13 protein-coding genes and 1 pseudogene are annotated in these 15,165 nt (G+C 42.2%); 7 read left to right on the top strand and 7 right to left on the bottom strand.

From position 1 onward, the window contains the following. Nucleotides 1-141: 141 nt before the first annotated feature. The 5 genes from HGR01_RS13210 to HGR01_RS13230 all read right to left on the bottom strand — a co-directional run bounded on the left by HGR01_RS13210 (nt 142) and on the right by HGR01_RS13230 (nt 7,201). A complete protein-coding gene (locus tag HGR01_RS13210; protein WP_194007883.1) occupies nt 142-1,884 on the bottom strand; it encodes an ABC transporter ATP-binding protein in 1,743 nt (580 codons plus the stop codon). Between the two features lie 624 nt (nt 1,885-2,508). Next, the gene (locus HGR01_RS13215; RefSeq protein WP_045874003.1) at nt 2,509-5,412 is read right to left on the bottom strand and encodes a cation-translocating P-type ATPase; all 2,904 of its coding nucleotides are present in this window, start codon (nt 5,410-5,412) and stop codon (nt 2,509-2,511) included. Between the two features lie 189 nt (nt 5,413-5,601). Further along, nucleotides 5,602-6,009: a beta-lactamase hydrolase domain-containing protein gene (locus HGR01_RS13220; RefSeq protein ID WP_045874002.1), complete on the bottom strand. Its 408-nt coding sequence runs from the start codon at nt 6,007-6,009 to the stop codon at nt 5,602-5,604. A gap of 208 nt (nt 6,010-6,217) precedes the next feature. Continuing rightward, nucleotides 6,218-6,394, bottom strand: coding sequence for a hypothetical protein (locus HGR01_RS13225; protein ID WP_045874001.1), 177 nt, complete (start codon nt 6,392-6,394; stop codon nt 6,218-6,220). 105 nt (nt 6,395-6,499) lie between these two features. Then, the gene (locus HGR01_RS13230; RefSeq protein ID WP_045874149.1) at nt 6,500-7,201 is read right to left on the bottom strand and encodes a GerMN domain-containing protein; all 702 of its coding nucleotides are present in this window, start codon (nt 7,199-7,201) and stop codon (nt 6,500-6,502) included. Between the two features lie 640 nt (nt 7,202-7,841). Here HGR01_RS13230 and hoxE point away from each other — a divergent pair. The 4 genes from hoxE (at nt 7,842) to HGR01_RS13250 (ending at nt 11,940) form a co-directional block, all read left to right on the top strand. Continuing rightward, on the top strand, nt 7,842-8,387 hold the full coding sequence (hoxE, locus tag HGR01_RS13235) for a bidirectional hydrogenase complex protein HoxE (protein WP_045874000.1): 546 nt from the start codon (nt 7,842-7,844) through the stop codon (nt 8,385-8,387). A 3-nt stretch (nt 8,388-8,390) separates the two neighbouring features. After that, nucleotides 8,391-10,037 (top strand): NuoF family protein, encoded by a 1,647-nt coding sequence (locus HGR01_RS13240; RefSeq protein ID WP_045873999.1) that lies wholly within the window; start codon nt 8,391-8,393, stop codon nt 10,035-10,037. Nucleotides 10,038-10,225: 188 nt separating this feature from the next. Next, nucleotides 10,226-10,642, top strand: coding sequence for a hypothetical protein (locus tag HGR01_RS13245; protein WP_045873998.1), 417 nt, complete (start codon nt 10,226-10,228; stop codon nt 10,640-10,642). Between the two features lie 620 nt (nt 10,643-11,262). Further along, nucleotides 11,263-11,940 carry a glutathione S-transferase family protein gene (locus HGR01_RS13250; RefSeq protein ID WP_045870556.1) on the top strand — a complete coding sequence of 226 codons (678 nt, stop codon included), beginning with the start codon at nt 11,263-11,265 and terminating at the stop codon, nt 11,938-11,940. A 46-nt stretch (nt 11,941-11,986) separates the two neighbouring features. On the opposite strand, the gene HGR01_RS13255 is transcribed toward HGR01_RS13250, so the two are convergent. Beyond that, nucleotides 11,987-12,196 carry a hypothetical protein gene (locus tag HGR01_RS13255; protein WP_045870939.1) on the bottom strand — a complete coding sequence of 70 codons (210 nt, stop codon included), beginning with the start codon at nt 12,194-12,196 and terminating at the stop codon, nt 11,987-11,989. A gap of 413 nt (nt 12,197-12,609) precedes the next feature. On the opposite strand from HGR01_RS13255, the pseudogene galT reads away from it, so the two are divergent. From galT to HGR01_RS13270, 3 genes and pseudogenes are all read left to right on the top strand, one after another. Continuing rightward, nucleotides 12,610-13,152 (top strand): annotated as a pseudogene (gene galT, locus HGR01_RS13260) (galactose-1-phosphate uridylyltransferase); the annotation flags it as partial. A gap of 61 nt (nt 13,153-13,213) precedes the next feature. Further along, nucleotides 13,214-13,447 (top strand): hypothetical protein, encoded by a 234-nt coding sequence (locus HGR01_RS13265; RefSeq protein WP_045870557.1) that lies wholly within the window; start codon nt 13,214-13,216, stop codon nt 13,445-13,447. A gap of 188 nt (nt 13,448-13,635) precedes the next feature. Then, entirely contained in the window at nt 13,636-14,328 is a 693-nt protein-coding gene (locus HGR01_RS13270; protein WP_045870558.1) for a class I SAM-dependent methyltransferase, read from the top strand. A 281-nt stretch (nt 14,329-14,609) separates the two neighbouring features. On the opposite strand, the gene HGR01_RS41930 is transcribed toward HGR01_RS13270, so the two are convergent. Further along, nucleotides 14,610-15,020: a DUF3011 domain-containing protein gene (locus tag HGR01_RS41930; RefSeq protein WP_071989398.1), complete on the bottom strand. Its 411-nt coding sequence runs from the start codon at nt 15,018-15,020 to the stop codon at nt 14,610-14,612. Nucleotides 15,021-15,165: the final 145 nt, after the last annotated feature.

The raw sequence follows: 15,165 nt of genomic DNA on the forward strand, positions 1-15,165 counted from the left end.
TTTTAGATTTTGGATTTTAGATTAAAAGTCTTGGCCGTTAGGCTATACAGGAATCTCAAATACTGTCTTCAAAATGGGCATAAGGAAGAGAGATTTTCTGTATACAGTTCATGACTACTGTTGGTATTAATTAGTTAGATATCATTCTTTCTCCTTAGCCTTGACTTGAGATTCCAAAATTGCACCGTAAAGCGGGCTGGTTTGCATTAATTGTTCGTGGGTTCCTTGGGCTACCAACTTTCCTTTATCAATTAACAAAATGCGATCGGCATTCTTGACTGTACTAATGCGTTGAGCCACAACAAAGGTGACACATGCTTTGCGACGCATTAAGTTATCGAGTTCGGCTTGGATTTGCGCTGCTGTTTTGGCATCTACAGCCGAGGTACTGTCATCCAAAATCAGAATACTGTAATCGGTGAGTAGGGTACGAGCGATCGCAATCCGTTGCTTTTGTCCACCCGATAAACCGATACCCCTCTCCCCGACTATTGTCTCGTAGCCATCGGGTAAACCGTCGATGAAATCATGAATTTGGGCAGTTTTTGCGGCTTCAATGACTTCTGCTAATGTGGCGTTGGGTTTAGCGTAAGCGATATTCTCGCGGAGAGTGCCAGAAAATAGCGTGGTTTCTTGAAAAACAATACCAATATGCGCTCTTAAGCTTTTAAGGGTAAAATCTCGCACATCCCGCCCATCAATGCGAATTGCGCCTTTAGTAACATCATAAAAGCGGGGAATCAAGTTCATCACAGTACTTTTACCGGAACCTGTCATTCCCAAAACAGCGATCAGTTCTTTCGGCTTGGTTTCAAAAGAAACATCCTTCAGGGCTTCGGTTGTAGCGCCGGGATAACGGAAAGAGACGTTTTCAAAGGTGATTCTACCACCACAAGTTTTAAACTCAATTGCATCAGAGCGATCGCGAATTTCCACGGCTGCGTCTACCACTTCATAAACTCGCTGTGCTGAAGCCGCAGCTTGTGCGATCGCAGGTGCAGCAAACCCAATTAATAAAATTGGTTGCAATACTAAAACTAAATAGGAGTTAAAAGCTACCAGTTCGCCAATCGAGAACCTTTGACCAATTACTTGCGCTCCCCCATAGCCAAAAACAGCCAGAGTCACTAAATTACTCAGCAAAAAGATAAAGGGGAAGGTATTGTGGATAGCATCAATAGTCCTCATGTTAGCCGTGACGAGGGCATTATTTAGTCCCGTATAACGTGACCTTTCCGCCGACTCGCGCACGAAAGCTTTAACTACCCTAATTCCTACCAGATTTTCTTGTAATACTGCATTCAGATCACCCAGTTGTTGTTGTATCTGACCAAATAATCGGTCATTGCGGCTAATAAATCTGGCCATTAACCATCCTGAGATTGGCACAACTGTTAAGGTAATTAATGCCAATCGCCAGTTCATGATTAGCAGAACTACCGAAATCGTTACCAATGTCACCACTGCACCAATTACCTGAATTAAGCTAGTACCAATAAAGGTGCGGATTTGTTCAATGTCGCTGGTAACCCGAGTTAATAGTTGCGAAGTTTGCGCCTTGTCGTGATAGCTAAAACTGAGATTTTGAATTTTGCTGAAAATCTTATTGCGTAAATCATAGGCTACACCTTGAGAAGCCGCTTCTGCCCAATAGCTTTGTCCAAAATTAAACAAACCCCGCGCGATCGCTGCAACTACCATCCATGCAGCACTATAAAGCACTATTTGTAAATTTTGCTGGATAATACCTCCATCAATTCCCCAGCGAAATAATTGGGGGGTAATTGCATTCGCAACTGTCAAAAGTAAGAGACTTAATAAAGCTCCTAAGGAAATCCATCGATAATTTCTTAAGCTCACCAAAACACGCTGGATGGCTTGCATTGACGAATTTTCTGTGAGTTCTGATTGTGGTAGCAATGGAATTCACCCTTGTATCTTTTAAAGATTATCTCGCATATTGAATACTCATGCTGAGTTTGATTATCTATCAAGGGTGAATCTGACATTGGCTATGAAATTATGTAATTAAATATGTTTGATTATTGATTTTTTTGTAAAATTGCTTAATAGATAAATATTATGTAGCTGGAAATAGTAAATATACAAATTAGAAAAAAGAATGCGACAGATTGTAGGGGCAAGGCATTGCCCATACGTGTCAACTTAAGTTAAAAGCGATATAGGGCGGGCGTTGTACAAATACCTCGCGCCCTCATCCCCTAACCCCTTCTCCCGCAGGAGAAGGGGAACTAAATCTCTTGCTCCCTTCTCCCTGTGGGAGAGGGGCTGGGGGTGAGGGCGAAATCTTGCACAAGAGCGGGTTTCACGTTAAGTTGACACCAATGGGCAGTGCCTTGCCCTTACAATTTATGGCATTCTTTTTTCAATTGGTATAAACTGAATAAAAGCAAGATTTCTATTTTTTTGAGAAACAAATATGAAATTTAAAAGGATAAATGTGAAAAACTTTTATCCTTAATTAATGAAGAAAATTTTCAATTTTATCTAATTTAAGATTTTGTGTTTCCGTCTTTGACGCAGCCAAGTTTTACGTAATTCTTCTGCACCTAATAAAAGTGGCGGACAGATTAACAAAAATAACCATTGCCAAAGTGTCAATGGAGAAGTAGAAAAGATATGCCGCAGAGGAGGAATTTCAATGATGGCGAGAATCAAAGTCCATTCTGTGGCAATTCCCAGCCAGATAAAAGGATTAGAAAAGAATCCTAATCGCAATATAGAAGTACGCTCAGAACGACAAGCAAAAACGTTACCGTCTTGACAAGCAACAATAATTGCTAAAGTCATAGTAGTAGCTTGAGCATAAATCAAGGCGATCGCAGGATCGGCGGTGCGAGAAAGAATTGCTGGTGCGATCGCTTGCAATGATGCCAAGTTGTAACCGTAGCTTTGCCAAACCATGAAGAAGCCAGCCATTCCTAAAGCTGCTTCGATTAATCCTAAGAAACAGTAGGCGCGTAAGAGTAAAGAACGATCCAGCAGTGGTTTCGATTTGGCACGAGGCGGCATCTGCATTGTACCTGCTTCGGCACGTTCAGCACCTAGTGCCAGGGCTGGGATGATATCGGTTCCCAAATCCACAATCAGAATTTGCATAATGATTAACGCTGGCGGGATTTTGAGGGTAACCATCAACAGAAATGGCACCAGTTCGGCAACATTGGATGCCAAAATATAGGTCATGAACTTGCGAATATTCTGATAGACTGAGCGTCCTTGCTCAACTGCGGCGACGATAGTGGCAAAGTTGTCGTCTGTCAGTACAATATCGGCGGCTTCTCTGGCGACATCTGTGCCGTTCAATCCCATCGCAATGCCAATATTCGCCGCACGTAGCGCAGGTGCATCGTTCACGCCATCGCCTGTAACTGCTACTACTTCCCCGATATCTTTATAAGCTTGGACGAGGCGCAGTTTATGTTCTGGTGACATCCGCGCAAACACTAAGCCTGTACGATATTTAACAATTTGCCGCAGTTGGGCATCGGAGATATGTCCCATGCCTTCACCAGTAACGACGCGCACCTTATCAGCTAGCAAACCAATATTGCGGGCGATCGCTTCCGCAGTCAAGCCATAATCGCCAGTTACCATTGTGACTTTAATCCCAGCTTGATGACATTTAGCGATCGCATCGGCTACCTCTTCTCGAGGCGGATCGAACATAGCCACCAAGCCAATAAAAATCAAGTTTTGCTCTAGATCCTGGGCTTTGAGATCCAGCAACTCTTGGCTACCCCGGCGCGCCGCCAATCCCAAAACGCGAAATCCTTGCCTTGCTAAATCATCATTAGCTTGGACAACATCATCCCAAGCCTCGTGGGTTAATTCCTGTACGGTGCCATCATGCAGAATTGTATGGCAATGCTTCAAAACTTCTAGAGGCGCACCTTTAGTAAATGCTAAATAGGGCAATTCATCTTGCCATAACTCCGCAGCTTGCCAATTTAGCACCACCGTCATCATCCGACGGCGAGAATCGAAGGGAATCTCGCGCAACCGTGGTAACTGCTGTTGTAAATTTTCTAAATTCAGTCCCGCTTTAGCAGCTACTACTAGCAAGGCTGCTTCCGTTGGATCGCCAATTTCTTGCCAACGGCTAGGGGCTGTCAGGTGAATTAGGCGGGCGTTAGAACAAAGGGCAGAACCGATGAGTAAAAGATTGGCTTTCCAGGCGACGGCGGTATCTGATGGTAATCTCACTTTACCAACTGTGGGATCGTAACCTGCACCTGTGACCTCAATTAAAGCCTGGGAACTAGAAGGATGAGACTCTTCGGGTAACCAGAGATAGCGCACCGTCATTTCATTTTTTGTTAGCGTCCCTGTCTTATCGGTGCAAATCACAGTGGTAGCGCTGAGGGTTTCCACAGATGACAGCCGCCTGACTAGGGCATTGCGCCTGGCCATGCGTCGGACACCAATCGCCAAGGATAAAGTGACAGTTGGTAATAATCCTTCTGGCACGAGTGCCACAATAATCCCGATCGCAAAAATAAAACTTTCTTTAACCTCTATCCCCACCAAAAAATACGCCAGCAAGAAAACAATAATTCCCATGCTGACAGCGATCGCAGTGATCATCCGCACAATATAAGCCACCTGGACTTCTAAGGTGCTGGGTTCCCGCTTGACGACTGTTGTTAAATGGGCAACCTGTCCAAATTCTGTTTGGGCACCCGTAGCATAAACCACCGCCACAGCACGCCCGGCGGCGACAGTGGAACCCGCTAACACTAAATTGGCGATTTCCGAGGGATTCACCTTTTCTTGCATCGGTTGCTCGCCTGGACGTAGCAAAGTTTTACCACCGCGAATCGGTACAGCTTCCCGCAACCTGACTGGGTAAGCATTCCGCGCTACGGGTAAAGACTCCCCTGTCATCACCGACACATCCAAATACAAGTTATCAGCAGATATCAGACGTGCATCAGCAGAAATGCGATCGCCTTCTTCTAACTGCATCACATCACCACGCACCAACTCTCGCGCTGGGATTTGCTTCAGTTCCCCATCTCGATACACTTTCACCTGCATCGGCAATACTTTTTTTAAAGCCGATAGCGCTTGTTCTGCTTGAAACTCTTGCCAAAAACTAAAGATAGCGTTAATCCAGATTACCGCCCAAATTGCCCAGCCGAGTTCCGGTGTCCGCGAAATAAACGCTAAAATACCCGCCACCCAGAGCAGTAAAGCCATGAAATGAGTTAGTTGATCAGTAAAACGCAGCCACAGGGGACGATGAGCTGGTTCTGGTAACTCATTTGCGCCGAATTGTACAAATCTTGCTTGAGCTTCATCTGCCGATAAGCCATTGGTAGCGCTCCCTAGTGACTCATAGACCTCTTCAACCGATAATGCCCAGATAGGCTGATGAGACGATGCCATGATCTTGTTCGGTGTTGGGTTATTAAGAAAGGCAGAACTTAAGTGCCAACTGTCAATATAATTCGTAATTCGTAATTAATTATCCCATGACTTCATTTGAGGAATAATTAATTATTGAAAAAGGTTGTACAGATAAAGTAAATTTCACGCCCATGCATGAAAAATCAAACTTTAACTGTAGATTGTTGCTCACAATTTTACCTTGATGGCATCATCTAATAAACCCAAGTTTTCGGCTTGTTTAAAGGCTTGTTCTAAAGACATACCTTGTCTGGTAGCCAAATACATTAATACCATTGCGATCGCCCGCACAGAGCTATCACAATGTATTACAGTAGGTTTGGGTAGTTCAACAATTTTTTGAAATACCTGTACTGTATTTGCAGAATTAATTTCTGTCAGTTTTATTGGCAGATTAGTATAATGTAATCCTAGCAACTGAGCGTAAAGCTGCTCGCTGCTTTGAAAACCCATTTCGTCAGGCGATCGCAAATTCAGTACAGACTTATAGCCCTCATCAGCAAGTCTTTTTAATTCTGCGGAGTCAATTTGTCCGGCAATAGTTAATTCGTTATTAATTTTTCTGATTGTTTCCATCCCTCCCTCCTCCCAAGCGGTGAATAATGAATTAAAGAAGTGTAATGTAAGTCTGGTAAATCACCCTAAATTGCTAAATAAAATTACCACACCAAAACGTTGCTTTCTTAACCCTAAGCTTGAGCTTTGTAAAGTAGAATGCAAGTTGTTTTTGTGTGGTAAATTTCAGCAACATAAAATTTATCCTTTAATTCATTTCACCAAGAAATTAAAAATGTTTTTCTTCAGGAGGATCGCCTTCGTATGGTTGTACTCCTGTGGCTGGGTAATTATCGTTACTTGGTGTAAAAGCTCTAGCTGCTCCAGTATAGATATAGCGAATCACTTGTTGTGGAACTTCGATAATCGCCTGTAAGATTTGCCCAATTTTAGTTGTAGTAGACATAATTTTTTATCCAGAGTACAAAAAAGTTATTTAACTCAGAGAATGAAATTGAAAGTATCTATATCAAAGATAGTAATTGTTTAAGATACTTTTATCCTTCATTCTTCATCTTTCAATAGAAAACTCTTCAGTGAATTCTTTACGAGTTAGAGGTGCTTTTAGAGTGATACCTTCACCACCAAGGGGATAATTTTCATTCAGTAGCTTGCCATCTACGGAAATAAAAACTTGAGCATTAGGTTCTAGACTGCTGGCTGTATACAAAACTTGAGCAACTCGATAAACCATTGAACTAGTACCACCTCCAGAGGCAAATTCACCTGACAGGTTGACATAAATTCCTGTGGGGGTGATTTGCAACCCTAATAACTTTGTATTAGCAGGAATTGTTGTACTCAAGTTATTAGTTTGAGGATTGGTAAACATATTATTTAGTGCTGCTTTTAAAGCCACTTCTTTAGAAGCTTTATATTGAACAGTAACCAATTGCGGCACTAAATATATTTTTGTACCTTCAACTTTTACCCAATAAGTTTGAGGTTGTAATTGTATTACGGCTGGTTGGAATTTTGGCGCTGATTTTACTGCTGGTTTAGTAACTGTTGCTTGCTTTTGTGGTGGCGAAACTACACCGGGCGGAACCTGTGAAACCGGAGAATTATCTAATTGGGAAGAATTAGTTGGTGAATTGGCAGGTTTTGTTGTTTGCCAAGCCCACAAACCACTTCCTCCAACTACCATGAGCAGAAGTAGCATAAAACCAATTAGGTATTCATGTTGAACAGAATCATGATGTTGGTTTCTCATAGCTAGCTCCTGCAAACTGATTGATTTAAAGAATTTTTGCAATAGCAATCCTCTAGCTACCCAAGAATCCAAAATTTATATGTTTAGCATTTTGAATTTTGAATTCCCATCTCTGGCGTAGCTCAAGGAGTTATACAATCTCGGCTTTACTTTCAAGGTAAGGAAAGAATTTGAGGAACTTGTGAGGATTGGGGATCGGGGATTGGGGATTGGGGATTGGGGACTGGGGATCGGGGATTGGGGATGAGGGAGATGAGGGAGATGAGGGAGATGAGGAGGATGAGGGGAAATAACAAACACCAAATCCCAAACACCAATTAACAATTATTGACACTTCCCATTACCCATTAAGTGGTTACGCAAAATGATTCATGTCATTGCGTTCGCGCAGCGTCTCTTAAAGAAGGCTTTACGCTTCATTCTCAATGACAAATGTATATTGTTGCGTTAGTACTTACCCAGTCCCTAGTCCCTAGTCCCCAATCCCCAATCCCCAGTCCCCAATCCCCAGTCCCCAGTCCCCAGTCCCCCATCCTCACAAGTTCCTCAAATTATTCCCATATAACTTCACTGTCAGGCTAAGAGCAGCTTGACACGGTAGCGGAAGCTATATAGAACTTCTAAAAAAAGGCTCAAATTTATGAATTCAGCATCTGCTGCTCAACCGAAAAACAGTAAAACAGCATCTTCAGCAACACACGCTAGTGGTGATAAACGCTTTAAGATGCTGGATGCAACTATTAAACGCTATCAGTATCAACAAGATGCACTCATTGAGATTCTGCATAAAGCGCAGGAACTTTTTGGCTATTTAGAAACCGATGTATTAATTTACGTTGCCCAAAGTTTAAAATTGCCACCTAGCCGAGTGTATGGTGTTGCGACTTTTTATCATTTATTTTCATTAGCACCAAGTGGCGCACATAGTTGTGTGATTTGTACGGGTACGGCTTGTTACGTCAAAGGCGCGCAAGCAATTTTGACAGAGTTAGAAAAATCTGACAACATTCGCGCAGGTGAAACCACACCTGATGGACAAGTTTCATTGTTAACTGCAAGGTGTCTAGGTGCTTGTGGAATTGCACCCGCTGTAGTTTTTGATGGCGCTGTCTTAGGAAATCAAACTGCTGAATCAGTACATGAATGGATACACCACTGCACCGCAGAAAGCACAAAGGAAGGCTAAAAGATGGATCTAGCTGAATTAGTTGAAATTGCCCAGAAAGAACGTGCTTCTGAGAAACCAGTGCAAGTTCGCTGTTGTATGGCGGCGGGTTGTCTGTCTGCTAATTCCGAAGCTGTCAAGAAAAGTTTGGATGCAGCTGTGACAGCTGCAGGTTTAGAAGAACAAGTGCAAGTAACTGGCGTTGGTTGTATGCGCTTGTGCTGTCAAGGGCCATTAGTGGAAGTTAAGGGAGAAATTAAACAATCTTCTGTTGAGAAACCAGTTGCAGAAGAAACCCTCGGTACGCTTTACGAAAAAGTTGCGCCAGCAGATGCACCTTCGATTATTGGCACTTTAACTGGTGGCGAAACCACAGTACAAAAAGGTGACTTAGCGCAGCCATTTTTTACCTATCAAATGCCAATTGTTTTAGAAAACAGTGGCAAAGTCGATCCCGAACGCATTCAATCTTATATTGCGGCTAAGGGTTATCAAGCGCTTTATCACGTACTGCGGGAGAAAACTCCAGCAGATGTCATCGATACCATTACTCACAGTGGTTTGCGGGGTAGAGGTGGTGCTGGTTATCCCACAGGGGTGAAATGGGCAACAGTCGCCAAAGCTAAGGGCGATCGCAAATTTGTAATTTGCAACGCCGATGAGGGAGATCCTGGTGCATTCATGGATCGCAGCATTTTAGAAAGCGATCCCCATCGTGTTTTAGAAGGAATGGCGATCGCAGCTTATGCTGTTGGTGCAGAGCAAGGATACATCTACGTGCGCGCTGAATATCCTACTGCCATTAACCGCTTGCAAATTGCTATTCGCCAAGCCCAACGTTTGGGTATTTTAGGCACTCAAATTTTTGACTCCCGCTTTGATTTTAAAGTTGATATCCGCATTGGTGCAGGTGCTTATGTTTGCGGTGAAGAAACCGCATTAATGGCATCTATTGAAGGTAAACGCGGTATGCCAGAACCTCGTCCTCCCTATCCGGCTGAGTCTGGGTTGTGGGGATATCCCACTTTAATTAACAACGTCGAAACCTACGCCAATATTTCACCAATTATTCGCAAAGGTGCTGAGTGGTTCGCCAGCATCGGTACAGAAAAGAGCAAAGGAACAAAAGTTTTTGCCCTTGCTGGTCAAATTACTAACACTGGTTTAATCGAAGTACCGATGGGAACGCCATTAGAACTAATTGTAGAAACAATGGGCGGTGGCGTACCCAATGGCGGTATAGTCAAAGCCGTACAAACAGGCGGCCCTTCCGGCGGATGTATCCCCGCATCAGCTTTTAATAGTCCGGTAGATTATGAATCACTTGCTCAACTAGGTTCAATGATGGGTTCTGGTGGCATGATCGTCATGGATCAAACCACTAACATGGTTGATGTTGCCCGTTTCTTCATGGAATTCTGCATGGATGAATCCTGCGGTAAATGCATTCCTTGTCGGGTGGGAACTGTGCAACTACACCACTTATTAACCAAGATTAGCGAAGGCAAAGCCTCCATGACTGACTTAGCCTTGCTAGAAGAACTCTGTGAAACAGTGAAATTTACCAGCCTATGTGGTTTGGGACAGTCAGCACCCAATCCAGTATTCAGTACATTACGTTATTTCAAAGAAGAGTATTTAGCATTAATTAAACAAGGGACAAAAGTTTAATTGTAGAGACGCGATGAATCGCGTCTCTACAAGAGTCAAGAGCGACAGATGGGTAGGGCACGGCATACACAATCTTTGGCATATCAAATATCTTATTGGTGCCGTGCCCCTACAAAGAATTTATCTATCTTAATTTCATAATTACGAATTACGAATTACGAATTGATATTACTTTAGAGGTAAACAATATGATTTTCCTCAAAAGCATTATTGTTTGGCTAGTGTTTATCCTTGCCGAAAGCGTGAATGGTACTATTCGTACTTTCTGGCTTGTACCATCCTTAGGTGACTTTTGGGCACATCAAATATCATTTTTCACTGGGTCGATTTTAGTTGTGGCGATCGCAACTCTTTTCGTGAAATGGCTTCATGCAACCCGCACCTCTCAATTGCTCAACATTGGGATACTGTGGATGTTACTAACTCTGAGCTTTGAGATTGGCTTAGGACGCTTTGTTTTAGGCTATTCTTGGCAGCAAATCGCCGCTGACTACAACTTATTAAATGGTGGATTAATGCCCATTGGTTTAGTTCTCTTAATATTAGCCCCATTAATCGCTGCAAAAATTCGCGGTGTTGCACTCAACAATAATCAAACTGCTTAGGGTGGATTGTAGGGGCACGGCATTGCCCATACGTGTCAACTTAAGCTTAAAGCTATATAGGGCGGGCGTTGTACAAAAACTTTCGCCCTCATCCCCTAACCCCTTCTCCTGGGGGAGAAGGGGAATTAAATCTCTTGCTCCCCTCTCCCGCCGGGAGAGGGGTTGGGGGTGAGGGCGAAACCTTGCACAAGAGCGGGTTTCACGTTAAGTTGACACCACTGGGCATTGCCTTGCCCTCTAGAATATTGGTGTTTCGCTAACATTAATTCTCATCGTTCGCGTAATCGATTCTGAAAATAAAGAATTCATCAAAATGGTTAAAAGGCTTACAACAAAAGGATTAATCGCATCAAACTTTTATCCATATACCCTTTAGAGGCGTGGTTAGTTCACAGTGCGATGACGGTGCGATCGCACCGATACATTCAGATTCCTACTGAAATCTTTGAGGGAAATCGGGTAAGTGTAAGCTTTCTATTCTGATTACCAAAACCAAAGCTATATATAGTAGGAATTTCATGGTTTTTTGGGAATTAATTATTTCCGATTTGGATTACGCGAATGGTGAGTTAATTTGATTTAGTATTAGTTTCACACTGTACTGCTAAGAGAATAATTTGATGCTCACTGTCCACCATTTAAACAATTCGCGCTCTCAGCGTATACTCTGGCTGCTGGAGGAACTCGGCATAGAGTACGAAATCAAGCGCTATGAACGCGATCCAAAAACTATGCTGGCTCCAGCATCGCTACGCCAGGTGCATCCACTCGGCAAGTCGCCAGTGATTACCGACGGTGCGCTCACTCTAGCGGAATCTGGTGCCATCATTGAGTATTTGGTGGAACGGTACGGTAATGGTAGGCTGATTCCTCCGACGGATACGCCAGAACGACTACGCTATACCTACTGGCTGCATTATGCAGAAGGTTCAGCGATGCCATTGCTGGTGTTTCAGCTGATTTTTGATCGCATCGAGCATGAGCCAATGCCATTTTTTGCTAGGCCCATAGCCAGAGCGATCGCAGGACGTGTCAAAAGTTCTTTTCTAGGGCCACAGATAGCGCAGCACCTAGATTACCTAGAAGCGGAACTGCAAAAAAGCACGTGGTTTGCTGGCAATGAATTCACTGCTGCAGATATCCAAGTCAGCTTTCCCCTAGAAGCGGCTAATGCACTAGGACGGCTAAATGCTAGCCGCCCTCATCTTATGGAATTTTTGGAGCGGATTCACGCACGACCAGCTTATCAGCGCGCCCTTGAACGTGGCGGTACTTACGAGCTTCTGAGGTCAGCGTAATTCTGGGATGAGTTGTGATTTGGTTAAACTTGCTCAACCAGAATTTTTAATCATCTAACAAACTCATCAAAGCATGAATTTCAGGATCTCGCGATTCTGATAAATTTTGTTGTAATTTTAATATTTGCTTTTCTAATGCTTGAGCTGTGTAGACCATATTAGATTCTTGTGCGATTTTTAATTGACTTTCTTTAATTCTGATTTGTCTCAGCAATTCATCTACATGATGAATGGAATCATAATCTAGAGAAATCATACCCTGGTACCTATGAACCATCTCAGCAGTAAAGTTAACTAGTCGTCTTTTCTGTCGCAGCGATTTATTAAATCTAACTAAGAATTGTACAGGGTATTGTTTCAATTTTTTATTGACCTGAATTAACTTAAATTTTATCAATACAGCCTTTTTTGGGTAAATAAAGTACATCCGTAGAGAACAATTTTCCCTACGAACAAAGCTCATCTGTATGCCATTTGAAGTACTGATACCAGTACAATACCATCCAATACTTGTCGGTTAAGGGTAAAAGGGGAAGGGGAAAAAGGGCAAGAAAAAACCTTTAACCCTTACCCTTTAACCTTTTCCCCAAACCCAATTCCGAGTTGAAAATCCTTAACCGAGCAGTATTGCAATACCATCTGTCTGGAGAACGAAGCACGTCTTGATGAATGCAACTTTTACCCGCGAATGGGGCCTGTGAGGTAGTGGTTTTTACGCAAAACCCTAATACTTCCCTCAGTGCTTTGGAATTGTCGCATCTAGAGTTATTGTTGCAAGTTTGGGGCGATCGCACTCGTGAAATCGGCGCAAATCCGCAAATTCAGTACGTGCTACCTTTTGAAAATAAAGGTGTAGAGGTAGGGGTAACTTTACACCATCCCCACGGACAAATTTATGCCTATCCTTTTGTTCCGCCAGTTCCCGCGAGAATGTTGGAGATGCAGCAGCAATTTTATCAAGAACATCAACGGGGTTTGCTAGCAGATTTAATTGAAAAAGAGATAGCGGACAACCAGCGCATTATTTATCAGGATGAAGAAGCGATCGCTTTTGTCCCTGTATGTGCGCGTTATCCCTACGAAGTTTGGCTTGCGCCTAAACAACCAGTACCCACCTTGGATGGTTTGAGTGCAAAGCAACGTCAGGGACTAGCTAGGGCATTAAAAACCGTTACTCTGAAATATGATGGTTTGTGGAATCGTCCATTTCCTAGGAACTGAGGTAGTAGAGAATATCAGAAGAGTTTATTTAACTTGTCATTACTTCGCTAGTATGTTTGATAAACCCAATGATTTTAAAAAAGCTTACAAGGCAATATCAAACATGACTAATTACGCCAATCATCATGCTGTAACTATACAGATAGTAGTGGCAATGGGGCTGAGAAATTTAAACAGAGAATGGGAAGGATTAAAAACTATAGGCTATCAATTTCCACAAATTATTCTTGATAATTTAGATAAATTCATAATTTGTTTGCAGTACTATACTGAGACACAAAATTAGAAGAAAGATTGCCAGAATGTGCAAAGCAAGCTGCCTATGAAACAGCATTAAAAATTTATGTGAAAAAACTAGAATCCTTATTCAAGATAAATAGAAACAAGTCAACACTTTAGGCGATAGCTTTTAATTAAGGCAAAAAGCAGTGATATGGTCTAAAATTTTGTACTGGATCTACAAAATTAATTTCTATGCTAGAACAACAACCAGATCATTTACGGCTTCGCGTTCAAAAATTAGCGACAGAAGCTTTAGACAAATCAGCACCATCAGCATGGTTTGAAGTTTTATATGCCGAAGCTAAAGGTGATACAACACAAGTACCTTGGGCAAAGTTAGCACCTCATCCTTATTTGCAAGATTGGCTAACAAATCATCAGTTTTCTGCTCAAGGAAAAAAGGCATTAGTAATTGGTTGTGGCTTAGGAGATGATGCGGAAGCCTTAGCCAAGTTGGGATTTGAGGTAACAGCCTTTGACATTTCACCAACTGCGATCGCCTGGTGTCAACAGCGATTTCCTGATTCGACTGTAAAATATGTAACTGCAGATTTATTAGCAATTCCCTCAGAATGGCATCTTAGCTTTGATTTTGTCTTTGAATGTCGCAATATCCAAGCTTTGCCCTTAAATTTACGTTCTTCTATTATTCAGTCTATCACTGGTGTAGTTGCACCTAGTGGCACACTCTTAGTAATTACTCGCGTACGAGATACAGAAATGGAACCCTCCGGCCCACCTTGGCCATTATCTAATTCTGAACTAGCAGAGTTAGAAAATTTAGGCTTACATAAAGTAGAACAAATTGAATTTTTAGAGTCCCAAGAAACTGATGTTAGGCAAGTAAGAATTCAATATTATAAACCTGGAAAACTGGCTCATTAACAAGACTTTTACAAGTTTATGATTGTTCACGAACAAGCTGTTCAGCATCAAACAATTTTGGATTTTAGATTAACCAAAAGTTATCCAAAATTTTCAATCTGGTCTAATATCAAATGTTTAAGATATCTCAATACTGCTTGGTTAAGGATTTTCAACTCGGAATTGGGTTTGGGGAAAAGGTTAAAGGGTAAGGGTTAAAGGTTTTTTCTTGCCCTTTTTCCCCTTCCCCTTTTACCCTTAACCGACAAGTATTGTAAGATATCTTGACCTTGGCTCTTTTCTTATCTGCCGTATCTGTCATTTCTATCGTATCTATCGTATCTGTTGTATCTGTCATTTCTATCGTATCTATCGTATCTTCGATTTCTGTTGTTTCTGCGATTACCAATTGCGAACTCAGCACGACAACCATTCCTTACCCAAATCCGATTTCTGCTATAGCCCCAATTATTTCTACAACTGTTGTTAGATAATTGCCTAACAAGTCTTACTCTACCTGTTCCAGGGATTGAACAGCTGTTCGTGCGATTATTCTGGCTTTCACAAGTAATAACCTGTTGAGCTGAAGCTGGAGAAGCCATACTCAAAAACGCACCCAGGCTAAGGCTAGTTGCCATGAAGGTCGCAGCAATTAGTGGAAAGCGCATAGTCATATTAAAGCTCAGATGTATTCTAAAATTTTCTAGATACATCTTATGGTAGCCCCTATTTTTTCCCAAAAACTCTACCTTAGGATGATAATTTTGGTAGCTATAAATGCATACAATAGGAATAAAATGCCAGCTATTTTTGTTAATATATTACTCCCATATATATTAACTCCAACCCTAATCATAG

The organism is Tolypothrix sp. PCC 7712, from assembly GCF_025860405.1.
Taxonomy (GTDB): Bacteria; Cyanobacteriota; Cyanobacteriia; order Cyanobacteriales; family Nostocaceae; genus Aulosira; species Aulosira diplosiphon.